Origin of the sequence: Mesorhizobium sp. M7A.F.Ca.US.008.03.1.1, assembly GCF_003997495.1 — a bacterium.
Classification (GTDB): Bacteria; Pseudomonadota; Alphaproteobacteria; order Rhizobiales; family Rhizobiaceae; genus Mesorhizobium.
Map to the genome: position 1 here is coordinate 230099 of NZ_RZRU01000007.1, position 23797 is coordinate 253895.

Annotated in this window: 19 protein-coding genes; 13 read left to right on the forward strand and 6 right to left on the reverse strand. The window is 63.2% G+C overall.

Annotation, left to right across the window (positions count from 1 at the left end):
- The first annotated feature begins 57 nt into the window (after positions 1-57).
- On the forward strand, positions 58-3438 hold the full coding sequence (locus EOA16_RS12330) for a DUF3971 domain-containing protein (protein WP_127258259.1): 3381 nt from the start codon (positions 58-60) through the stop codon (positions 3436-3438).
- A gap of 6 nt (positions 3439-3444) precedes the next feature.
- Here EOA16_RS12330 and tyrS read toward each other — a convergent pair whose 3' ends face one another.
- Entirely contained in the window at positions 3445-4698 is a 1254-nt protein-coding gene (tyrS, locus tag EOA16_RS12335; RefSeq protein ID WP_127258260.1) for a tyrosine--tRNA ligase, read from the reverse strand.
- A 285-nt stretch (positions 4699-4983) separates the two neighbouring features.
- Here tyrS and EOA16_RS12340 point away from each other — a divergent pair, with 285 nt between their 5' ends.
- Entirely contained in the window at positions 4984-6627 is a 1644-nt protein-coding gene (locus EOA16_RS12340) for a glycosyltransferase family 39 protein (RefSeq protein ID WP_127258262.1), read from the forward strand.
- Between the two features lie 126 nt (positions 6628-6753).
- Complete coding sequence (locus tag EOA16_RS12345) at positions 6754-7503, forward strand: phosphatase PAP2 family protein (RefSeq protein WP_245455913.1); 750 nt, start codon at positions 6754-6756, stop codon at positions 7501-7503.
- A gap of 11 nt (positions 7504-7514) precedes the next feature.
- Here EOA16_RS12345 and EOA16_RS12350 read toward each other — a convergent pair whose 3' ends face one another.
- Positions 7515-8165, reverse strand: coding sequence for an FMN-binding negative transcriptional regulator (locus tag EOA16_RS12350; protein ID WP_127258266.1), 651 nt, complete (start codon positions 8163-8165; stop codon positions 7515-7517).
- A 21-nt stretch (positions 8166-8186) separates the two neighbouring features.
- Entirely contained in the window at positions 8187-8861 is a 675-nt protein-coding gene (locus EOA16_RS12355) for an alpha/beta hydrolase (RefSeq protein WP_013532163.1), read from the reverse strand.
- A gap of 236 nt (positions 8862-9097) precedes the next feature.
- Here EOA16_RS12355 and EOA16_RS12360 point away from each other — a divergent pair, with 236 nt between their 5' ends.
- The 7 genes from EOA16_RS12360 (at position 9098) to sufA (ending at position 16242) form a co-directional block, all read left to right on the forward strand.
- Entirely contained in the window at positions 9098-10261 is a 1164-nt protein-coding gene (locus EOA16_RS12360; RefSeq protein WP_127258268.1) for a cysteine desulfurase family protein, read from the forward strand.
- A gap of 242 nt (positions 10262-10503) precedes the next feature.
- A complete protein-coding gene (sufB, locus tag EOA16_RS12365) occupies positions 10504-12021 on the forward strand; it encodes a Fe-S cluster assembly protein SufB (RefSeq protein WP_127258270.1) in 1518 nt (505 codons plus the stop codon).
- 27 nt (positions 12022-12048) lie between these two features.
- Positions 12049-12804 carry a Fe-S cluster assembly ATPase SufC gene (gene sufC, locus EOA16_RS12370; RefSeq protein WP_127258271.1) on the forward strand — a complete coding sequence of 252 codons (756 nt, stop codon included), beginning with the start codon at positions 12049-12051 and terminating at the stop codon, positions 12802-12804.
- 25 nt (positions 12805-12829) lie between these two features.
- Entirely contained in the window at positions 12830-14098 is a 1269-nt protein-coding gene (gene sufD, locus EOA16_RS12375) for a Fe-S cluster assembly protein SufD (protein WP_127258273.1), read from the forward strand.
- Positions 14099-14102: 4 nt separating this feature from the next.
- Positions 14103-15347 carry a cysteine desulfurase gene (locus EOA16_RS12380; protein ID WP_127258363.1) on the forward strand — a complete coding sequence of 415 codons (1245 nt, stop codon included), beginning with the start codon at positions 14103-14105 and terminating at the stop codon, positions 15345-15347.
- 21 nt (positions 15348-15368) lie between these two features.
- Positions 15369-15761, forward strand: coding sequence for an SUF system Fe-S cluster assembly protein (locus EOA16_RS12385; protein ID WP_013532157.1), 393 nt, complete (start codon positions 15369-15371; stop codon positions 15759-15761).
- A 100-nt stretch (positions 15762-15861) separates the two neighbouring features.
- Positions 15862-16242, forward strand: coding sequence for a Fe-S cluster assembly scaffold SufA (gene sufA / locus EOA16_RS12390; protein ID WP_013532156.1), 381 nt, complete (start codon positions 15862-15864; stop codon positions 16240-16242).
- Between the two features lie 95 nt (positions 16243-16337).
- On the opposite strand, the gene EOA16_RS12395 is transcribed toward sufA, so the two are convergent.
- A complete protein-coding gene (locus EOA16_RS12395) occupies positions 16338-16835 on the reverse strand; it encodes a GFA family protein (RefSeq protein WP_127258274.1) in 498 nt (165 codons plus the stop codon).
- 90 nt (positions 16836-16925) lie between these two features.
- Between EOA16_RS12395 and EOA16_RS12400 the strand changes: the two genes are divergently transcribed.
- On the forward strand, positions 16926-17249 hold the full coding sequence (locus EOA16_RS12400; protein ID WP_127258276.1) for a TfoX/Sxy family protein: 324 nt from the start codon (positions 16926-16928) through the stop codon (positions 17247-17249).
- A gap of 241 nt (positions 17250-17490) precedes the next feature.
- Here the strand turns inward: EOA16_RS12400 and EOA16_RS12410 are convergent, their stop codons facing one another.
- Entirely contained in the window at positions 17491-18408 is a 918-nt protein-coding gene (locus EOA16_RS12410) for a pseudouridine-5'-phosphate glycosidase (protein WP_127258278.1), read from the reverse strand.
- 75 nt (positions 18409-18483) lie between these two features.
- Positions 18484-19428, reverse strand: a complete 945-nt coding sequence (locus EOA16_RS12415) for a carbohydrate kinase family protein (protein WP_127258280.1) — start codon at positions 19426-19428, stop codon at positions 18484-18486.
- A gap of 279 nt (positions 19429-19707) precedes the next feature.
- Here EOA16_RS12415 and recA point away from each other — a divergent pair, with 279 nt between their 5' ends.
- A complete protein-coding gene (gene recA / locus EOA16_RS12420; protein ID WP_127258281.1) occupies positions 19708-20811 on the forward strand; it encodes a recombinase RecA in 1104 nt (367 codons plus the stop codon).
- Positions 20812-21103: 292 nt separating this feature from the next.
- Complete coding sequence (gene alaS, locus EOA16_RS12425) at positions 21104-23770, forward strand: alanine--tRNA ligase (protein WP_127258283.1); 2667 nt, start codon at positions 21104-21106, stop codon at positions 23768-23770.
- Positions 23771-23797: the final 27 nt, after the last annotated feature.

Here is a 23797-nt window from a genome sequence, read left to right on the forward strand (position 1 = left end):
CGATATAGTGTCGGACGGGGATTCGTCCACGATCGAGTTCGTACAACGGAAAATTGCGTGGATCAGGAGCGACCGCAGCACGAGAAGATCCGGTTCAGGCGTGATGAGATCACCGACCTGGGGACCTTTCCGTCTGCCTGCCGTGTGCCGCCGCTTGGCCAGGCGTCTATCGGACGCGGTTTTCGCATCCTGTCGCGACTGTTTGCCGGTCTGGTCGCTTTCGTGCTGCTGGCCGCCGTGCTCGTTTATCTGGTTGGCGCCTCCGGCATCGGAGCCGACCGGCTTCGCACCGAGGCGGAAACGACGCTTGAGAAACTGGCGGGCGTCGATGTCAATGTCGCGGTCGGGCCTGCCCGCATCACGCTCGACGGTTCGAGTTTCATCGCGCTTCAGGTCAGCGACGTCAGCTTGAAGACATCAGACGGCAAGCCGATGGCCGATGCCGGCCGCGTGCGCTTCGGCGTGCGTCTGTTCCCGCTGCTGTGGGGAGATGTGCGGCTGACCAGCGCCAGGATCTCGGATGCCCGCATCGTCGTGGCGGCGATGCCGTCAGGCGGCGACTGGACCGCCGGCCTGCGCAATGCGGACGGCCTCATCGATCCGGAGAAGCTGTCCGCCGCGGTGTTCGGAAACATCAACCACGCACTCGATGCCGTGCGGGAGGATTCGCTGCGCCGGATCGATCTTCGCAATGTCGAATTCGTGCTGCCCGAAACCGGAGCGGTCAAGCTCGTCAAGATCACCGACGCCACCGTCGTGCAGTCGGGACCGGGCGGCATGCAGTTTTCCTCGAAGGCGGACATCGACGGCAGAACGCTTACCGTTGCCGCTACCGCCACCCGTGATATTGCGGCGCACCGGGTCACGGCGCTGGATGCGAGCGTCGATCTGGCCGGTGCCGGCGACGCGGCCGCCGCTGCCGGCAAGTTGGGAACCGTCGCGCTGAAGCTGACGGGATCGGAAGGGTTCGGCGTCAACGCATCGCGGCTGGCGGCCGCTTTGTCATCGACGGGTTCTGTCCTCGATCTCGGCACGCGAGGACTGCTGCCAGCGGACGTCGATATCAATGCGACGCTGGTTGCGGGCAGCAACAAGGTCCAGGTCGACAGATTGCTGCTGAAGACCGGCCGCTCGACATTCGATTTCGCCGGTTCGATCGGGCCGAAGCCGGCAAGCGGAGCGGTGGGTGAAGAACCCTCCTATCGCTACGACCTGACCAGCGACGGGTCGTCGCTTGCGCCTTCGGAGTCGCCCGAGCCGGCGCTCACCTTCCTCGCCCGGATCGCCGGTGTCTACAACACGGTGAGCCACAAACTGGTCGCCGAGCAGATCGCGCTTCGATCCGCCGGCTCCGGCGAGATGCTTGGCACCGCCGCCGTGGCGTTCGTCGACGGCAAAGTGCCGGGGATCAATCTGGCGTTCAACATCCACGACATGCAGGTCACTCACGTCAAGCAGCTATGGCCGTGGTTTTCGGCGCGCAATGCCCGGCTGTGGGTGCTGGCCAATCTGTTCGGCGGCCGTGTCGTCGACGCCAACCTTCAGTTCCAGGTGGTGCCGGGCCGCCTTGGCAACGGCGTGCCGCTTTCGGCCGATGAGGTGTTCGGCCGCTTCCAGATCGAGGGATCGCGATTCGACACCGCCGGCCGCATCCCGCCAATACGCGACGCGGTCGGCGTCGTCGGCTTCCACGGCAACGATGTCGATATCTCCCTGTCCTCGGGCACAGTCTATATGCCCAGCGGACGCACCGTGGCAGCTAGCAACGGCACGCTGACGGTCAAGGCGGCCAACCGCCCGCCAGTCGTCGGCGCGCTCGACATCGATGTCGATGGCGACGCATCCGCCGTTGCCGAACTCGCATCCTACGAGCCGATCAACGCCATGCGCCATGTCGGCATTCTGCCGGAAGAGCTGTCGGGCAGCGTTACCGGCCACGTCAAGGCGGATATTCCGCTGCAGTCAGGCGTCGACTCCTCGAAGCTCGATTGGCTGGTGTCGCTCGACTACAGCGGCATGTCCTTGGCCAAGCCCTTCGAGGGCCAGATCGTGACGGATGCCGACGGTTCGATCACGGTCGATCCCGAGAAGGCGGTGATCTCAGCCAAGGCGTTGCTTAACGGCATTCCGGCCGAACTCGATCTGATCGAGCCGCTCAGGGATGACGGGCCGGCGCGCAGCCGCAAGGTGGCCCTGGTGCTCGACGACAAGATCCGCGCCGCCGCCATGCCCGGCCTGAAGCCGCTGCTTGCCGGAACGGTGAAGGTGGCGATCGACAAGAACGGCAGCGGCGACCAGAACGTCTCGGCCGATCTGACCAACGCCAGGCTGGATATTCCCTGGGCGGGCTGGAGCAAGGGGGCAGGGGTCCCCGCCAAGGTCACCTTCGTCATGACCAGGTCCGGCGACACCACGACGCTGTCCGACTTTGATCTCGACGGAAAGACGTTCTCCATCGACGGCAGCATCGTGCTGGTCAATAGCGCCTTGTCGTCGGCACGGTTCAGCAAGGTCACCTTGAACAGGGGCGACGACGTTGCCGTGTCGGTGAAGCGATCCGGCAAGGGCTATGCGGTCGATATCAGCGGCAACGCTCTGGATGCCCGCTCGCTCATCAAGCAGTTCACCTCGGACGTCGACACGGCTACCAAGACTACCGGTTCCGACGCCATTTCCGTCAGCGCCGATGTCGACCGGCTGACCGGTTTCCACGACGAGCAATTGTCCAACCTGAAGCTCGACTACAGCGCGGCCGGCTCGCGGGTGAACGGGCTAAAGGTCAGCGCCACGGCCAGTTCGGGCGCCGCGATCAGCATCAGCAACACCACCGGCGCCGGCCAGCGCGCGCTCAAAATGCAGTCCGCGGACGCCGGCGCCATCCTCAGGTTCCTCAACATCTACGAGCATATGGAAGGCGGAGCGATCACCCTGGCGCTGGCCGGGCCGAGCGACGGATCGCTCAAGGGCAAGGTCGACACCAGCAACTTTTTCGTCGTCAACGAACCGAAACTGGCCTCCATCGTCTCGACCACGCCGGCCGGCGACAACCGCAGCCTCAATCAGGCGGTCAAGGGCAAGCTGGATACGTCGCGGGTGAAGTTCGAACGCGGCTACGCCGAGATCGACAAGGGCAGTGGCTATCTGAAACTGGCCAATGGCGTGCTGCGGGGCCCGCGCATCGGCACGACGTTCCAGGGTACGCTCTACGACCAGAACAACAACATGGACATGACCGGCACATTCATGCCGGTCTACGGTCTCAACCGCATCTTCGGCGAACTGCCCATCGTTGGCGCGCTGCTCGGCAATGGCCGCGACCGTGGCTTGATCGGCGTCACCTACCGGCTCAAGGGCAATGCCAACAAGCCGCTGCTGGACGTCAATCCGCTGTCGGTGATCGCGCCTGGAATATTCAGGTCAATCTTCGAATACCGGTGACCGAGCTCAGGCAGGCCGGACCAGAATGTGTTTTTTCTTTCCCAGAGAAAGCTTTACGACGTTTTCCGGACTCAAATCCTCAGGAGTCACCAGCCGGCGCTCGTCGCTGACCGGCTCGTCGTTCAGGCGCACGGCGCCGCCCTGCACATGCCGCCGCGCTTCACCGTTTGACGCCGCCAGCCCGGCGGTGACGAGCAGCGACAGCACGCCGACGCCGGCTTCGAGCGCTGCCTTGTCAACCTCGACGGTCGGCAACGATTCCGCGAGCGCGCCTTCCTCGAACGTCTTGCGCGCCGTATCGCTGGCTTGCTCGGCGGCTGCGCGGCCGTGCAGCAAGGCGGTGATCTCGGTGGCGAGGATTTTCTTGGCCTCATTGATTTCGGATCCGCCGAGTCGCTCAAGCCGCGCGACCTCGTCCAGAGGCAGGGTCGTGTAGAGCTTCAGGAAGCGGGCAACGTCGGCATCCTCGGTGTTGCGCCAGTACTGCCAGAATTCGTAGGGGCTCAGCATCTCCGCATCGAGCCAGACCGCGCCCGACGCCGACTTGCCCATCTTGGCGCCCGACGAGGTGGTGAGCAGTGGCGTGGTCAGCGCATAGAGTTGCGCGTCCTCCATGCGGCGGCCGAGGTCGATGCCATTGATTATATTGCCCCACTGGTCGGAGCCGCCCATCTGCAGGCGGCAGCCGAGACGCTTGTAAAGCTCTACGAAATCATAGGCCTGCAGGATCATGTAGTTGAATTCGAGGAACGACAGCGACTGCTCGCGATCGAGCCGGAGTTTCACGGAATCGAACGCCAGCATGCGGTTGACGGAAAAGTGACGGCCGACATCGCGCAGGAAATTGACGTAGTTGATCTCCATCAGCCAGTCGGCGTTGTTGACCATGATGGCGTCGTTCGGACCGCTGCCGAATTTGAGGTAGGGCATGAAGTTGCGGCGGATGCCAGCCAGATTGTCTTCAATGTCCTGCGGGGTCAAAAGCTTGCGCGCCTCGTCCTTGAACGACGGGTCGCCGATCATCGAGGTGCCGCCGCCCATCAGCGCGATCGGCCGATGACCGGTCTGCTGCAGCCAGTGCAGCATCATGATCTGGATCAGCGAGCCGGCGTGCAGGCTCTTGGCGGTCGCGTCGAAGCCGATATAGGCGGTCACCGTCTCCTTGGCGAAGATAGCGTCGAGGCCGGCATCATCCGAAGTCTGGTGGATGAAACCGCGCTCGCTCATCGTGCGCAGGAAATCGGATTTGAAGGCGGACATTGTTTCTTTCCCGAAAGCGCCTGGCCAGCGTGGCTCGGACGTGTATGAACGCGGGCGTTTAGCATCCAAGCGCGATCAGCAAAAGTGGTTTCCGGTTTTGCGTCGCGCGCGCCAGGCAAAGGTCCAGCGATCAGCAAAAATGGTTTCCGGTTTTGCTGATCGCGCGGATGGCGTTGCGAATCCTTGCTTCGTCGTTTGGGCTGGCGTATTGAGGCGCCGCGCAAGGGCAGGGCCTGAGGCGCCGCGACGGGGCCATCCCGCAGATCAGATCCGGAAAGCTCCGCGATGAACAGGAACTATCTCTTTCTCTTTCTGTTCAGCGTGCTGATGACATTCAGCGGACTGGCGAGCCTTCCACTCATCGACCGCGACGAATCCCGTTTTGTCCAGGCCACCAAGCAGATGGTCGAAACCTCCGACTATGTCGACATCCGTTTTCAGGATGCCTCGCGCTACAAGAAGCCGATCGGCATCTACTGGCTGCAATCGGCGGCCGTGGCGCTGAGCGGCGAGGGAGCGGCGGCGCCGATCTGGGTTTATCGCCTCGTCTCCATGCTTGGCATCGCCCTGGCCGTAGTCGGCATCGCCTGGACGGGCACGAAGCTGTTCGGGGCCAATGCCGGTCTCGGCGCCGGCCTGATGATGGCGGCGATCTTCGCCACCGCCTTCGAGGGTCGTGACGCCAAGACCGACGCCATGCTGCTGGCCTGCTGCGTGGCGGCGCAAGGCGCGCTCGCCCAGATCTATCTGGCATCACGCCGCAACGAACCGGTAGCCGCCCATCTGCCTTGGATATTCTGGGCCGCTCAAGGCCTTGGAATCCTTATCAAGGGGCCGGTGGCTCCGCTCCTGTCGGTGCTGACGGTCGCCGCCCTGTTTGCCTTCGAGCGCGACTGGCGCTGGCTCCTGAAGCTGAAGCTCGTGCGCGGTGTCGCTCTGGTGGTGCTCATCGTGTTGCCCTGGGTCGCCCTCATCACCTGGAAGAGCGGCGGCGCCTTTCTCAGTGATGCCGTCGGCAAGGACATGATGGCCAAGGTGGCCTCGGGCGAGGAATCGCACGGCCTGCCGCCCGGTTTCTACATGCTGACCTATTCCTTGTTCATGTGGCCCTTCGGCCTGATCGCGGTCGGCGCCGGGTTGCAGGCCCTTAACCGTCTGCGTGACGATCCCCGGCTGCGTTTCTGCCTCGCCTGGTACATCCCGTTCTGGCTGGTGTTCGAGCTGATCCCGACCAAGCTGCCGCACTACGTCCTGCCGGCCTATCCCGGCATGGCGCTGCTGATTGGCTGGCTGCTGACATTGTCGCCGCAGGAGGCGAATGCGCCGCTCAGGCGCTGGCAGAACTGGCTGTGGTGGTCGACCGCATTCGGTCTTGCCGTGGTCAGCCTCGGCCTGGCGGCCGTCTGCATCGGAGCGCCGATCTACCTCACCGGCACCTTCTCCTGGTGGAGCATTCCGGCCGCCGCCGCGGCGCTCGGGGCCGGCTACTTGGCCCTTTCGCGGCAGTTGCAAGTGCCGCTTGCCCGTATCGGCGCCGTCGCCGCCTGTGCTGGCATCACCTATGGCTTGTTGTTCGGCGTCATCGCGCCATCCTTGAAGCCGATCTGGCTGAGCCCGGCGATCGAGGCGGCGGTCCGCGCCAACCGGCCTTGCGACACCACGGTGCTGGCCTCGGCGGAATATCACGAGCCGAGCCTGGTGTTCCTGGTCGGCACCAAGACCGTCCTGACCGATGTCGACGGCGTCGCCAAGCATCTGCTCGGCGACCCCGCCTGCGCTCTGGCGCTGGCACAAATCGGCGACGAGCAGAAACTGAATGGGTTGCTGGCGGCCCAAGGCAAGTCGGCGAACCGCGTTGCCGAGGTCGACGGCCTCAACTATTCATCGGGAGACAAGCTGTCGCTCGGCCTTTATCGTGTAACCCAGTGACGGCTCGCCGATGCCCATGACGGCAACAATGGGGTCGAATTTCCTATGCTGGTGAAATCACGCCCGCCCGTTTCGAGCCTGCTCCTTGGGGTAGGGCGTCGGTCGCTCGACAACTTTCGCGATACGATGCAGATCGCCAAAAGCCGCCTTGCCACACGTCCGGCCAGATACCCGAACATTTTGTGGTCGGTCTGGGTGCTGGTCTGGGTTTTGCTCACGGCGGCGGCGTTTGTTCGTCTCGACACCCCGGCCGGAATGCTTCATGGCAAGTGGTCGGCGGGATTTGCCCGGACTGCCGACTTTTTCACCCAGTTCGGCCTGGGAGGCTGGTATCTCATTCCGTCAGCGCTTCTGCTTGTCGCCGCCAACCTGACGGATTGGCGAAGCCTCTCCCGGCGCTCGCTGATGCTGCTCTACAACTGGACCTGCCTGGCTTTTCTGGTGCTGTGCGCCACAGGCCTGTCGGGGCTCGCCGTCAATGTGCTGAAATATGCCATCGGCCGGGCTCGCCCGCTCTATTTCGAGGACTTTGGCGTGCTGGCCCTGCATCCTTTCGCCTTCGATGCGCGCTTCGCCGGCTTTCCATCCGGCCATGGTACGACAATGGGCGCGGTGTTCGGTGTCGCTTTGCTGTTGTTTCCGCGGCGCTGGTACATCGCCCTGGCGATCACCGCCTGCATCGCCTCGACCCGTATCTTCGTTGGCGCGCACTATCCCAGCGACACCGTCGCCGGCTTCGGCCTCGGCTGCGGCTTTGCGCTTGCCTGCGGGCTGGTCTTTGCCCGGCTCGGCTTCATCTTCCGGCCGATGCCATCGGGGTTGCCGATCCGCAAGAGAACGTTTCGGCTGATTGGGCAGAGAAGGAAGGCTGCCTGAGCATCCGAAGTTCAGTTGCCGTCCAGCCCGCCATAGGATCTGACCAGGCCCGCCATGCCGGGCGATTGGTGGTCTTCGCTTTCGAGCCCTTGTGCAACGCCGACGCGATCGGCGACCGGCCGGTTCTGGCTGACCTTCCACTTGCCGTGGATTTCGCTGATCTCGATTTCCAGCCCAATAATGCCCTTGATCTGCGACTGGATGAAGGGCGCCGGCGCATCGGTCACCGCCCAGGGCGCGGCGCGAGCGCCTTCCTGGGACACGGTCAGATCGGCGATCTGCCGCGCCAGCCAGTCCTGGTCATCCATCACCTTGACCGTGCCGCGCACCTGCACGATGGCATAGTTCCACGTCGGCACCACCTTGCCGGTCTCGCGCTTGGTCTCGTACCAGGACGGCGTCACATAGGCATCGCTGCCCTGGAAGACGATCAGCACCGGTGACGCCGGGTTGTCGGCCAACAGGCGCCATTGCGGGTTGGCCCGCGCCAGATGCGCCCGCAGCCTGCCGTTCGGCCCGATTTCGGCGTCGAGCAGGAACGGGATGGCGTTGGCGACCGGCCCCTCGGGCCCGTTGGAAACCAGCAGGCCCAGCGGGTGCGCCCGGATCAGCCCGTGCAGGATCTCCGGCCGCGTTTCCCTGAAATGAGGAGGCTCGTACATCGCCGTCGCTTCGTCCTTTGCCTATCTCAGCCGCTTCGGGCGCGGATCCGACAATTCACCGGCCAGCCGGCGGTCGAGATAATCAGCGCATTCCTCGAGCAGCAGGTCGGCGTCGTTGGAGAAGAAATGGTTGGCGCCGGGCAAGGTCTTCTGCGTGATGGTGATGCCCTTCTGCGTGTGCAGCTTGTCGACCAGGCCCTGCACATCCTTCGGCGGCGCCACCTTGTCGGCATCGCCATGGATGATCAGGCCCGATGACGGGCAGGGCGCCAGGAACGAGAAATCATAGGTGTTGGGCTGCGGCGCGATCGAGATGAAGCCTTCGATCTCCGGCCGGCGCATCAAAAGCTGCATGCCGATCCACGAGCCGAAGGAGTAACCGGCGACCCAGCAGCTCTTGGAATCCGGATGCAGCGACTGCACCCAGTCCAGCGCTGCCGCGGCGTCCGACAACTCGCCGGTGCCGTGGTCGAATTCGCCCTGACTGCGGCCGATGCCGCGGAAATTGAAGCGCAGCGTGGTGAAATCCCGCTTCTGGAACATGTAGAAGAGGTCGTAGACGATCTTGTTGTTCATCGTGCCGCCGAATTGCGGGTGCGGGTGCAGGACGATGGCAATCGGCGCGCTCTTTTCCTTGGAAGGCTGATAGCGACCCTCCAGGCGGCCGGCAGGACCGGTGAAAATGACCTCAGGCATAAAATACTCCACTGGGTAATACGAATGCGCGGTGCCTGGAACGTTTCCTCTGGCCTTGACGCAGGGCGAGCGTCTTCTTAGAAGCTAGTTTAGAATTGTTCAAAACTGGGTGGCAAGACATCGAGCCCGGCCACCCGCGCCGCAAGCCGCGTAAATAGGACGGCTCGCCTTGGAATTTCAAGGAAATAACGCCATACGACAGCGGAATGGCTTCTGACGGGACTTGACGGACGAAAATGGCCGCAAAACGCGCCTATCTCGATTATAATGCCAGTGCGCCGCTGCTTGCCGCGGCCCGTGAGGCTATGGTCGCGGCGCTTGACGTCGCCGCCAATCCATCATCGGTTCACGCCGAAGGGCGTGCCGGACGGCGCCTGATCGAGACCGCCAGGCGTGACGTGGCGGCGCTCGTCAACGCCAAGGCGGAGCATGTCGTGTTCACCTCCGGTGCCACGGAAGCAGCCTCGACGCTGCTGACATCCGACTGGCAGATGGGGCGCGGCACTGTGCGCATGAGCCGGCTTTACGTGTCGGAAGCCGATCATCCCTGTCTGCTGAATGGCGGACGCTTCCCGGCAGCGCAGGTGAGCCGGATCGGCGTCGACGCCAACGGCATCGCCGATCTCGGCGCCTTGGCATCGGCGCTCGGCGGCCATGACAAGAGCGAAGGCCTGCCGCTGGTCGCTATCCATGCCGCCAACAACGAAACCGGCGTCATCCAGCCGATCGATCGCATCGCCGAAATCGTCAAGGCGGCGGGCGGTATCCTCATTGTCGACGCCGTGCAGGCCGCGGGGCGCGTTTCGATCGATCTATCAGAGGGTTACGCCGATTATCTGATTCTGTCCTCACACAAGATCGGTGGTCCCAAGGGCGTCGGCGCCATCGTCGCCGCTTCCGATCTGATGATGCCGAAGCCGTTGATCAATGGCGGCGGCCAGGAAAAGGGCCATCGCGGCGGCACTGAAAACCTCGCTGCCATTGCCGGTTTTGGCGCGGCTGCACGCGAGGCTCTTGCCGGACTGCAAGCTATGGATGCGGTGCGCCAGCGCCGCGACGAGGTCGAGGCCATCGTGAAATTGCTGGTGCCCGACGCGGAAATCTTTGGAACCGGTTCGCCAAGGCTTGCCAATACGGCATTCTTCGCTATTGCGGGCGTCAAAGCCGAAACCGCGCAGATCGCCTTCGACCTAGCCGGTGTAGCGCTGTCGGCCGGCTCCGCCTGCTCGTCGGGCAAGGTCGGGCCGAGCCATGTGCTGAAAGCCATGGGATACGGTGACAGTCTCGGCGCCTTGCGCGTGTCGATCGGACCGGCGACCGGCTCGGAGGACATCGAGTTGTTTCGCGTTGCGCTGACGGGAATCGCCGCGCGTCGGGCGAGTAGGGAAAAAGCCGCGTGAGCGGTTGGGAGCATCGGACCGAAAAGTGCGTAGCGGTTTTCGGGAAAATCCGATGCTTGACGAAAATGATTTGGGCCTTTCGGCCTGGTAGAGCCGTGCGTTTCATGTTGGCCGGGTGAATTTCCGGTCGGGGCGCACTATATGGAACTTACGCTGCCGCGAGCGCTCTTTGGCGTTCATTTCGGCGGTGCCATAGTTTGAAAACTGTCGGGCCTTGACCCCGGCGTGGATGGAGAACGCATATGCCTGCTGTGCAGGACACGATCGATCGGGTCCGAAAGATCGACGTCGACCAATACAAATACGGGTTCCAGACCGAAATCGCGATGGATAAGGCTCCCAAGGGCCTCAGCGAAGACATCATCCGTTTCATTTCGGCCAAGAAGGACGAGCCGTCCTGGATGCTGGAATGGCGTCTGGAGGCCTATCGCCGCTGGCTGACGCTGGACGAGCCGACCTGGGCACGCGTCCACTATCCGAAGATCGATTTCCAGGACATCTACTTCTACGCGGCGCCGAAGAGCACGCCCGGCCCGACCTCGCTGAGCGACGTCGATCCGGAACTCTTGAAGGTCTACGAGAAGCTCGGCATTCCACTGCGGGAGCAGGAAATCCTCGCAGGCGTACAGAAGACCGACGCCTCGGAACTCGAGGAAGTCAGCGACAATGTCTACAAATCGGGCCGCGTCGCTGTCGACGCGGTGTTCGATTCCGTCTCCGTCGTCACCACCTTCAAGAAGGAGCTGGCGCAGGCCGGCGTCATCTTCTGCTCGATCTCGGAAGCCATCCGCGAACATCCGGAACTGGTGAAGAAGTATCTCGGTTCGGTCGTGCCGACCTCCGACAATTACTACGCCACGCTGAACTCCGCCGTGTTCACCGACGGTTCCTTCGTCTTCGTGCCCAAGGGCGTGCGCTGCCCAATGGAGCTGTCGACCTATTTCCGCATGAACGAGAAGAACACCGGCCAGTTCGAGCGCACGCTGATCATCGCCGAGGAGGGGGCTTACGTCTCCTATCTCGAAGGCTGCACGGCGCCGCAACGCGACGAGAACCAGTTGCATGCCGCCGTCGTCGAACTGGTGGCGCTCGACGATGCCGAGATCAAATATTCGACGGTGCAGAACTGGTACCCCGGCGACGCCGAGGGCAAGGGCGGCATCTACAATTTCGTCACCAAGCGCGGCGACTGCCGCGGCGACCGCTCGAAGATTTCGTGGACGCAGGTCGAGACCGGTTCGGCGATCACCTGGAAATATCCGAGCTGCATTTTGCGCGGTGACGATTCCCAAGGTGAGTTCTATTCGATCGCCGTGTCGAACGGCTACCAGCAGGTCGACAGCGGCACCAAGATGATCCATCTCGGCAAGAACACGTCGAGCCGCATCATCTCCAAGGGCATTGCCGCCGGATACTCGCAGAACACCTATCGCGGTCAGGTCTCGGCGCACCGCAAGGCGACCAATGCCCGCAACTTCACCAACTGCGACAGTCTGCTGATCGGCGATCAGTGCGGCGCGCACACCGTGCCCTACATGGAAGCCAAGAATTCGACGGCGCAGTTCGAGCACGAAGCGACGACGTCGAAGATTTCCGAGGACCAGAAGTTCTACGTCATGCAGCGCGGCATCCCGGAAGAGGAAGCGATTGCGCTGATCGTGAACGGCTTCGTCAAGGACGTCATCCAGCAACTGCCGATGGAATTCGCGGTCGAGGCACAGAAGCTGATCGGTATCTCGCTTGAGGGCTCGGTCGGCTGACCGGATATATATTCAGGAAACAAAAGAATGCTTGAAATCAGAAACCTGCACGCCCGCATCGTCGATGACGGCACCGAAATCATCCGCGGCTTGAACCTGACGGTGAAAACCGGCGAGGTCGCCGCGATCATGGGGCCGAACGGCTCGGGCAAATCGACGCTGTCCTACATCCTCGCCGGCCGCGAGGACTATGAGGTGACCGAAGGCGACATCCTCTACAACGGCCAGTCGATCCTCGAAATGGATCCGGCCGAGCGCGCCACGTCAGGCATTTTCCTCGCCTTCCAGTATCCGATGGAGATACCGGGCGTCGCGACCATGGAATTCCTGAAAGTGGCGATGAACGAGCAGCGCAAGGCGCGTGGCGAAGAGCCGCTGAAGATCCCGGAATTCCTTAAGCGGGTGAAGGAAGCAGCCGCCTCGCTCAGCATGGACATGGCGATGCTGAAGCGGCCGCTCAATGTCGGCTTCTCCGGCGGCGAGAAGAAGCGCGCCGAGATCCTGCAGATGAAGCTGCTGGAGCCAAAACTGTGCGTGCTCGACGAGACCGATTCCGGCCTCGACATTGATGCGCTGAAGATCGTTTCGGACGGCGTCAACGCGCTGCGCGCGCCAGACCGGGCCTTCCTGGTCATCACCCATTACCAGCGCCTGCTTGAGCACATCGTGCCCGACACCGTGCACGTGCTCTACAAGGGCCAGGTCATCAAGTCGGGCGACAAGTCGTTGGCGCTCGACCTGGAAGCCAATGGCTACGCCGGCGTGATCGGCGAAGCCGCGTGAGATGCCAGAGGGCAAGGTCAGACTGATGAATATGCACACACAACCGCAGCGGACACCGGCCGAAACAGCGTTGATCGACGCGTTCGGCGACCGGCTGTCGCTGCTGCCGGGCGACGGCGCGGTGATGCTGAAGCGCGACGACGCCATCGAGACGATCAAGCACGGCCTGCCGACGCGACGTGTCGAATCCTGGCATTATACCGACCTGCGCCGGTTGTTGAATGCGGTGCCGGACTTCGACCCGGCCGCCATGGCCAAGGCCATTGCCCCGATCGTCGACGGCTCCGCTGTGGTGTCGATCCTGAACGGCAAGTCCGACGCCAAAGTGCCCGTTCTTGAAGGCGTCTCTTTCCAGCGCCTGTCGGAAAAGCTGATCGATGGCAGCATCGCTCCGGGGCTCGATCCCTATGGCAGCGACGACGCGATCGGCGCGCTGAACACGGCTTTCGTCGCCGACGGGTATTTTGTCGACATCGCCGATGGTGTGGAACTTGAAAAGCCGGTCGAACTGCAGAACCTGCAGGCCGGCGGCCAGACCCATGTGCGCCTGGCCGTTCGTGTCGGCGCCGGCGCCAAGTCCGTCATCGTCGAACGGCAGACGGGTGACGGCGCTGCCTTGGGCAGCTCGGTCAGCCATCTCGTGCTCGGCGAGGGCGCCGAGGTGACGTGGCTGATCGTCCAGGAGCAGCCGGAGACGGCGACGCATCTGGCGCAGTTCAAGGCCCATATCGGCAAGAATGCGAAGCTGACGGTGTTCTTCATGAATGCCGGCGGCAAGCTCGTGCGCCAGGAGATCGTGGTCAAGACAACAGGCGAAGGCGCCGACTTCAAGCTGCGCGGCATCAACCTCCTGGCCGGCGACACCCATACCGACGTGACCATGGTGCTCGACCACGCCGTGCCGCACACGACCTCGACGGAAGTCATCCGCAACGTGGTGACGGGCAAGGCGCGCGGCGTTTTCCAGGGCCGCATCAACGTCCATCAATATGCGCAGAAGACCAACGCCAAGATGGCGTGCAACACGCTGCTGCTGTCGGATGATGGTGAGTTCTCGACCAAGCCGGAACTGGAAATCTTCGCCGACGACGTCGTCTGCGGCCATGGCGCCACCGTCACCGAAATCGACCACGATCATCTGTTCTACCTGATGGCGCGCGGCGTCGACGAGAAGAGTGCGCGCGGCCTGCTCGTGAAAGCCTTCGTTGCCGAGGTGATCGAGGAACTGGATGACGAGACGATCGTCGAGGCGCTGGAAGCGCGGCTCGACGACTGGTTCATGGCACACGGGTGATCTGATGAACGCGCCGGGCAAGATCGGAGATTTTTACGACGTCGAAGCGATCCGCCGCGATTTCCCGATCCTGTCGCGGGAAGTCTATGGCAAGAAGCTGGTCTATCTCGACAACGGCGCATCGGCACAGAAGCCGCAGGTGGTGCTGGACACGATCCAGCACGCCTATTCCCAGGAATACGCCAACGTCCATCGCGGCCTGCATTTCCTGTCCAATGCCGCGACCGACGCGTATGAAAAGGCGCGGGAAACGGTGCGCCGCTTCCTCAATGCGCCCAGCACCGACAACATCATTTTCACTTCGAACACGACCTCGGCCATCAACACCGTCGCCTATGGCTATGGCATGCCCAACATCGGCGAGGGCGACGAGATCGTGCTGTCGATCATGGAGCACCACTCCAACATCGTTCCCTGGCATTTCATCCGCGAGCGGCAGGGCGCGAAACTGGTCTGGGTGCCGGTCGATGATCTCGGCGTCTTCCACATCGAGGAATTCGAGAAGCGGCTGACCGACCGCACCAAGCTGGTCGCCATCACCCAGATGTCGAACGCGCTGGGCACGGTGACGCCGATCAAGGAGATCGTGCGGATCGCGCATGCGCGTGGAATTCCCGTCCTCGTCGACGGCAGCCAGAGCGCCGTGCATATGCCGATCGATGTGCAGGATCTCGACTGCGACTTCTTCGTCTTCACTGGCCACAAGGTCTACGGCCCATCAGGCATCGGCGTGCTCTACGGCAAGAAGGACATTCTCCAGGGCATGCGCCCCTTCATGGGCGGTGGCGAGATGATCGAGGAGGTGACGGAGGACATCGTCACCTACAACGAGCCGCCGCACCGCTTCGAGGCCGGTACGCCGCCGATCGTCCAGGCGATCGGGCTTGGCGCGGCATTGGACTATATGGAATCGGTCGGCCGCGAGCGCATTGCAGCCCACGAGGAAGACCTCAAGAACTACGCGCATGAGCGGCTGCGCGCCATCAATTCGCTGCGCATCTTCGGCGACGCGCCCGGCAAGGGCGCCATCATCTCGTTCGAGCTGCAAGGCATTCATGCGCACGACGTGTCGATGGTCATCGATCGGCAGGGCGTTGCAGTCCGCGCGGGCACCCATTGTGCCCAGCCGCTGTTGAAACGTTTTGGTGTAACCTCCACATGCAGGGCATCGTTCGGCATGTATAATACCAGGGCCGAAGTCGACGCTTTGGCCGAGGCGCTTGAAAAAGCGCGCAAATTCTTCGGATGACGAGTTTTTTGGGTGACGACCATGGATGATGCAAGCATCGCTGCCGAGACCACTCCGGAAACCGCGCCCAATGCGCTGGTTTCGGGGTCGGCCATTCCAGCCGACGAGCTGGCGCGGCTGACCGACGACATCGTCTCGGCGCTGAAGACGGTCTACGATCCGGAAATTCCGGCCGATATCTACGAGCTCGGCCTGATCTACAAGATCGACATCGAGGACAATCGCTCGGTCAAGATCGACATGACGCTGACCGCCCCCGGCTGCCCGGTCGCCGGCGAAATGCCCGGCTGGGTGGAGAATGCCGTCGGCGCCGTCGAAGGCGTGTCCGGCGTCGAGGTCAACATGACTTTCGACCCGCCCTGGTCGGCCGACCGCATGTCGGAAGAGGCGCAGGTGGCGGTGGGCTGGTACTAGCGTCGAGCCTGGCACACTTGCGCCAGTCATAAAACTTCACCATTTTAGGTGAGGAATCATTCGGCAGGCCTTGAACCTGCATGGAATGGAAGGAAAAAGAATGGGACGCTTCGCCGTCATCACGATGACCGAAAAGGCCGCCGACCGGGTGCGCGAGATCGTCGCCACCCGCGACAACGCGCATGGCATCCGCCTCGGCATCAAGAAGGGCGGCTGCGCCGGGATGGAATACACGGTCGATCTGGTGACCGAGCCCAACACCAAGGACGACCATATCGAGCGCGACGGCGCGCATGTCTATGTTGCGCCAGAGGCTGCGCTATTCCTGTTCGGCACCGAGATGGATTTCGAGCAGACGACGCTGCGCACCGGTTTCACCTTCCACAATCCGAACCAGAGCTCGGCCTGCGGTTGCGGCGAATCCGTCGAACTGAAACCGGCCGACCTGAAGGCGCTGGCAGAGGCCCGCGCTTCCGCTTGATCCTCCCTTCGCCCCGTTTACGGGGAGAAGGTGTCACGAAGTGACGGATGAGGGGCCGCGCCAGCCTCTCCAGAGTTCGCGCTGGCCCCTCACAATTACTCCACCCACATGCCCGTCCGCTTGTGCCAGTCGGCGATCGATTCCTCGGGATAGACGTCGAAGGCCTTGTCATGCTTGCCAACCTCCGGCTCCACCCAGTTCGCCTTGTATTTCAGCATCAGGTGCACCTTGCTTGGTGGAATGGGTAAATCGCTGTCGATCGCCGAAGCGAACGGATGCACCAGCTCCGGCCATGTCGGATCGTAGAGCCAAAGGGCCGCCCCGCATTTCTTGCAGAAATTGCGCTCGCCGGTCGAGATTTCGCAATGCGGATGCTCGTCGTCCTCGATCTCCGCCCGAAAGACGCCGACGCTGCGCTTGCCCCTGATGTTCAGTGTTTCGTTGTCGGCACCCAGATTGATGGCAAACCCGCCGCCGCCCTGCTGCTTGCGGCAGATCGAGCAGTAGCACAGCATGAACGGCGCCGGCGTGTGGCTCTCCACCTCGAAACGCACGGCATTGCAGCGGCAGGACCCTTTGAGCAGAAGCGGCATGACAAAAACTCCGACGGATGGCTCTCAACCTGTCAGCATGATTTTGGTTGCGGCGATGACAAGCCCAAATGCCGGTGCCATGATCGCGGCATGGACAATGAACGCATCGCCGAACTGTTCGAAGGCCTTGGCCCTGTCAGCATCCGCAAGCTGTTCGGCGGCAAGGGCATCTATTACGACGGCGTCATCGTCGCCATCGTGCTGCGCGGCGAATTGCTGCTGAAGGCCGACGAGCAAAGCGCGCCCGAGTTTGAGGGCGCCGGCTGCACGCAATGGACCTATACCGGCTCGCGTCACGGCAAGCTGGTCGCCATGCCCTATTGGAGCGTTCCCGACAGCGCTTTCGATGATCCCGACGAGATGACGATTTGGGCACGGCGAGCTTATGAGGCGGGGCGGCGGGCGGGGAAGTGACGGGCAATAATTCGGAACGTTGGAGGGACAGGCCCCCCTCTGTCCTGCCGGACATCTCCCCCTCAAGGGGGGAGATCGGATGTCATCGCGGCCTTCGCCAACGTTCAGCGGTGAAGAAGCGAGCTGAACGCCGAAGCTGCCAATCTCCCCCCTTGAGGGGGAGATGTCCGGCAGGACAGAGGGGGGTGTGACGGAACGCGGCGGTTGTGCTTAGCGGTGCATTGCGGCCGCTTATCCTCACCTACAGCGCCTTCGCAATCCTCGCCGCCAGCCGCGCATTGTTTTCCACCAGCGCGATATTGGTCTTCAAGCTCCGGCCGCCGGTCAGTTCGAGGATTTTCGACAGCAGGAAGGGCGTCACCGCCTTGCCGGTCACGTTGAGCGCCTCGGCGGCCTTCTGCGCGGCGTCGATATAGCCCGCCATCTCCTCAGCCGGGATTTCATGGTTTTCCGGCACAGGATTGGCGATCAGCATGCCGCCGGCGAGCCCCAGCGCTGCCCTCGTCTGGTAGAAATGCGCGATCTCTTCCGGCTTGTGCAAGGTCAGCGGCGCGCGGAACGGTGAGTGCCTGGACCAGAAGGCCGGCATCGTCTCGCAGCCATGGCCGATCACCGGCACGCCGCGCGTCTCCAGAACCTCCAGCGTCTTTTCGATGTCGAGGATCGCCTTGGCGCCGGCCGAGACGACAATGACCGGGGTGCGCGCCATCTCGTCGAGATCGGCGGAAATGTCAAAGCTCTTTTCGGCGCCCTTGTGCACGCCGCCGATGCCGCCGGTGGCGAACACTTTTATGCCGACCATATGCGCCGCGATCATCGTGGCGGCGACCGTGGTGCCACCGGTGCGCCCTTGCGCCACGGCAAAACCGAGATCGGCGCGCGACAGTTTCATGGCGTCGCCCGTCATCGCCAGCGATTCGCGCTCGCCGTCCGAAAGCCCGATCTTGATGCGGCCGCCGACCACGGCGATCGTCGCCGGCACGGCGCCGCCATCGGTGATGATCTTTTCGACATCGGCGGCCATGGCGCCATTGTCGGGGTAGGGCATGCCATGGGTGATGATGGTGCTTTCCAGCGCCACCACCGGCCGGCCGGCAGCCAGAGCCTGCGCCACCGGCGCGTGGATGTCGATGAAGGGGCGGGCGGTTTCTGGGATCATCAGGGTCTCCAATCCGGAGTGCGGGGCGTCCGTCGGGACGCTCGGCAACATCGCGGCACTATGAATTTGCCGGTCTCATGCCATTTCCTGCGCATCCGGCACAAGAGCCAACGCTTCCGCGAAGCTCGCCGCGGTGAACTCCGGAACGGCGTTGGCGCTTTCGATGGCAAGCGTCGCCCCGGCAATGCCTTCGCGCAGAGCTGCCCGCAGCGGCAGTCCGTGCAGCAGGGCAGCGACCGTTGCGCCCGCCAGCGCATCGCCGGCGCCGGTGACGTCAGCGACCTTTCTTGGCGGCGGCGGCAGGATCGAGAAGGCGCCGGCGTCATCGAAGCCCAGCATGGCACTACCGCCCGCCGTCACCACGCCGCTGACGAGGCCGCTGCATCGCAACCCATCGACGACCTCGCGCTCCGTGGCATTCGCGGCGACGCCGGCCAGGACCATGGCCTCGCGCCGGTTCATGAAGACCAGCGAGAGCTCCTTCAGCACCGGTATCAACCGCGTTACCTTGGCCGGAGAAATGGCAATGGCGAAAACCGGCTTGCCCGCGGCGAGCGCGACCATCCGTTCCAGCGCCGAAGAGGGCAGGTTGGCGTCGCACAGGATCGCGTCGGCGGCAGCGATCACCTCCCGCACCTTGGAGCGCCTGATCTGCTTGGGAAACGCCAAATCATAGAGCGCCATGTCGGCAAAGCCGACGATCAGCTCGCCCTCGCTGTCGATCAGTGCCGTGTAGCTCGGCGTCGTGCGGTCGAGGAAGACCGCCGACAGGTCGGCAATGCCAGCCTCGGCAATGGCTCGCGAAACGGTGTCGGCAGCCGCATCGCCGCCGCGAACCGACATGAGCGACGCGGAGACGCCGCGGCGCACGGCACTGCGCAAAGCGTTGAAGACGCCGCCGCCGACATCCTCGCGCATTGTGCCCGGATTGGAGGCGGCGGGCACGTACGGGCCGGACACCTGGCCACGGCGATCGATATGGGCGCCGCCTACGGCCAGTACTTTCGCGGATTTCAGCATGCCGGCGATATGACCTTTGTTATTCCAGCCGCACAAGCGCTAGGCTGTGCGACGGAGCTTCGCATGCGGGGCGGCGATTCGGCAGGTCGAAACAACCGAGCCATCTGGCCCAACGTGGTGCAATCCTGATCGAATCCCTTGGACAAAAAAAGAACAGATCCGGATATTGTTTGTTTTTCAGATATTTGATCCCTCTTGCCAAATGAGAACAAAAAAGGTACAAATAGGCAGGGATTACGGATTGTCCGGCCTTCATTGACGACCAAGGGGTGATGTATCATGGCTCAGAATTCTTTGCGGCTGGTAGAGGACAAGGCAGTGGACAAATCAAAGGCTCTGGATGCGGCGCTGTCGCAGATCGAGCGGGCTTTCGGCAAGGGCTCGATCATGCGGCTCGGCGCGAACGAGCAGGTCGTCGAGATCGAAACGGTGCCGACCGGCTCGCTTGGCCTCGACATCGCGCTTGGCGTCGGTGGCCTGCCGCGCGGCCGCATTATCGAGATTTACGGGCCGGAAAGCTCGGGCAAGACGACGCTTGCCCTGCACACCGTGGCCGAAGCCCAGAAGAAGGGCGGCATCTGCGCTTTCGTCGATGCCGAGCACGCGCTTGATCCGGTCTATGCCCGCAAGCTTGGCGTCGATCTCGAAAACCTGCTGATCTCGCAGCCCGACACTGGTGAGCAGGCGCTGGAAATCTGCGATACGCTGGTGCGCTCCGGCGCCATCGACGTGCTGGTGGTCGATTCGGTCGCGGCGCTGACGCCCCGTGCCGAAATCGAAGGCGAGATGGGCGATTCCCTGCCGGGCCTGCAGGCCCGCCTGATGAGCCAGGCGCTGCGCAAGCTGACCGCCTCGATCTCGCGCTCCAACACCATGGTCATCTTCATCAACCAGATCCGCATGAAGATTGGCGTCATGTTCGGTTCGCCCGAGACGACGACCGGCGGCAACGCGCTGAAATTCTACGCATCGGTGCGCCTCGACATCCGCCGCATCGGCTCGGTCAAGGACCGCGACGAGGTCGTCGGCAACCAGACCCGCGTCAAGGTGGTCAAGAACAAGCTGGCGCCGCCCTTCAAGGTGGTCGAGTTCGACATCATGTACGGTGAAGGCGTGTCCAAGACCGGCGAACTGGTCGATCTCGGCGTCAAGGCCGGCGTGGTCGAGAAGTCGGGTGCCTGGTTCTCCTACAATTCGCAGCGTCTCGGCCAGGGCCGCGAGAATGCAAAACTGTTCCTGCGCGACAATCCCGACACCGCACGCGAGATCGAGCTGGCGCTCAGGCAGAATGCCGGGCTGATCGCCGAGAAATTCCTGGAGAATGGTGGTCCCGAGCGCGGTGAAAGCGACGACGGTTTCGAGGAAGAATCCGGCGCGATGTGACAGCTCGCGATGTCGGCCGGAGTTCGGCCATAATCGCGTTCTATTATCTCAGGCTTAAGTAATCGAGTTCCGCGTTATTGCGTTTTGAAACCGCCGGCCTAGTGCCGGCGGTTTTGCGTTTTGGCGGCGAAACCAGGCCGGTTCGAACGGCCGGCAAAGGCCGTGGATTGGACCAATTCCGTGTTTCTGGACAGGGTGAAGCGCGGCGGCTAAAAGGCCAAGTCTTATTCTTCTAAAACGCAGAGCCCATTTCCGCCGGTTCGCCGGCGGCTCTTCCGAAAAGGCAGCATTCATGAGTGGCGTGAACGAAATCCGGTCGACATTTCTCGACTACTTCCGCAAGGAGGGTCACGAGATCGTCGCGTCGAGCCCGCTGGTGCCGCGCAACGACCCGACGCTGATGTTCACCAACGCCGGCATGGTGCAGTTCAAGAACGTCTTCACCGGCCTGGAGAAGCGGCCCTATTCGCGCGCCTCGACCGCCCAGAAGAGCGTTCGCGCCGGCGGCAAGCACAACGATCTCGACAATGTCGGCTACACCGCGCGCCATCTGACCTTCTTCGAGATGCTCGGCAATTTCTCCTTTGGCGACTACTTCAAGGAGCGCGCCATCGAGCTTGCCTGGAACCTGATCACCAGGGAATTCGGGCTGAACAAGGACAAGCTGCTGGTCACCGTTTATCACACGGACGACGAGGCGGGCGGCTTCTGGAAGAAGATCGCCGGGGTTTCCGACGACCGCATCATTCGCATCGCGACATCGGACAATTTCTGGGCGATGGGCGATACCGGCCCGTGCGGGCCGTGCTCGGAAATCTTCATCGACCGCGGCGAGCACATCTGGGGCGGTCCTCCCGGCAGCCCGGAGGAAGATGGCGACCGTTTCCTGGAATTCTGGAACCTGGTGTTCATGCAGTATGAACAGGTGACGAAGGAGGAGCGCATCGACCTGCCACGCCCCTCGATCGACACCGGCATGGGCCTGGAGCGCATGGCGTCCATCCTGCAAGGGGTGGAAAGCGTCTTCGAGACCGATCTGTTCCGTCACCTGATCGACGCGACCTCGTCGGCGATCGGGCATGGCCCCGACAAGGAGACGGTCGCGTCCTACCGGGTCATTGCCGATCATCTGCGCTCGTCTTCCTTCCTGGTCGCCGATGGCGTGCTGCCTTCGAACGAAGGCCGTGGCTATGTCCTGCGCCGCATCATGCGCCGCGCCATGCGTCATGCGCAGTTGCTCGGTGCCAACGAACCGCTGATGTGGAAGCTGGTGCCGGCGCTGGTGCGCGAAATGGGCCAGGCCTATCCGGAGCTGCTGCGCGGCGAACAGTTGATCACCGAGACGCTGAAGCTCGAGGAAACGCGTTTCCGCAAGACGCTGGTGCGCGGCCTCGGTCTGCTCTCGGAGGCGACCGAAACGCTGCATGCCGGCGACATGCTGGACGGCGAGACGGCCTTCAAGCTCTACGACACCTATGGCTTCCCGCTCGACCTGACGCAGGACGCACTGCGCCAGCGCAGCATCTCGGTCGATCTTGCCGGCTTCACCAACGCCATGGAGCAGCAGAAGGCCGAGGCGCGCAAGCATTGGGCAGGTTCCGGCGACGCGGCCACCGAGACCATCTGGTTCTCCGTACGCGAGAAGGCCGGCGCCACCGAGTTCCTCGGCTATGAGACTGAAGCTGCCGAAGGCATCATCCAGGCGCTTGTCCGGGACGGCAAGACCGTCGACAGCGCCGGCAAGGGCGACGCGGTGGCGATCGTCGTCAACCAGACGCCGTTCTATGCCGAGTCCGGCGGCCAGATGGGCGACACCGGTATCATTTCAGGCGAAGGTTTCTCGATCGAGATTTCGGATACGCAGAAGAAGGCCGATGGGCTGTTCGTGCATGTCGGCAAGGTGGCCAGCGGCACGGTCAAGACCGGTGCCGCCGTCGAGCTGAAGGTCGACCATGCCAGGCGCTCCAGGCTGCGCGCCAACCATTCCGCAACGCATCTGATCCATGAGGCGTTGCGCGAGGTGCTGGGCAGCCATGTCGCGCAGAAGGGCTCGCTGGTTGCGCCCGAGCGTCTGCGCTTCGACATCTCGCACAACAAGCCGATTTCACCGGAGGATCTCGAAGAGGTCGAACGCATGGCCAACGAGATCGTCGTCCAGAACAGCCCGGTGTCCACACGCCTGATGTCGGTCGACGACGCCATCGCCGAAGGCGCCATGGCGCTGTTTGGCGAGAAGTATGGTGACGAAGTGCGCGTCGTGTCGATGGGCACCGGCGTGCACGGCGCCAAGGCCAACCGGCCCTATTCGGTCGAGCTCTGCGGCGGCACCCATGTCAGGGCGACCGGCGATATCGGCCTGGTGCGTGTCGTCTCCGACAGCGCGGTCGCCGCCGGCGTGCGCCGCATCGAGGCGCTGACCGGCGAAGCCGCGCGCAAACATCTCGACGAACAGGATAGGCGTTTGAAGGCGACGGCAGCCGTGTTGAAGATTTCGCCGGCCGACGTGCCGGCGCGCGTCGAGACGCTGCTCGAAGAGCGCAAGAAGCTCGAGAAGGAATTGACCGAGGCGCGCAAGAAGCTGGCGCTGGGCGGCGGTGCCGCGGCAGGTGCGCCTTCGGAAAACGAGACGGTCGCGGGCGTCGGCTTCCTCGGCAAGGCGGTCTCCGGTGTCGCGCCGAAGGATTTGAAGCCGCTGGCCGATGCCGGCAAGAGCTCGCTCGGTTCCGGCGTCGTCGTCTTCGTCGGCGCCGGTGAAGACAACAAGGCAAGCGTCGTGGTGGCCGTCACCGACGACCTCATCGGCCGCTTCAGCGCCGTCGACCTTGTCCGCGTAGCCTCCGCCGCATTGGGCGGGCAGGGCGGCGGCGGGCGGCCCGACATGGCCCAGGCCGGCGGCCCGGATGCTTCCAAGGCGGCCGATGCGATTGCAGCAGTGAGGGCCGCGCTCGAAGCGGCGTAGGCGAGTGGACTGAATTTAAAGCAACGG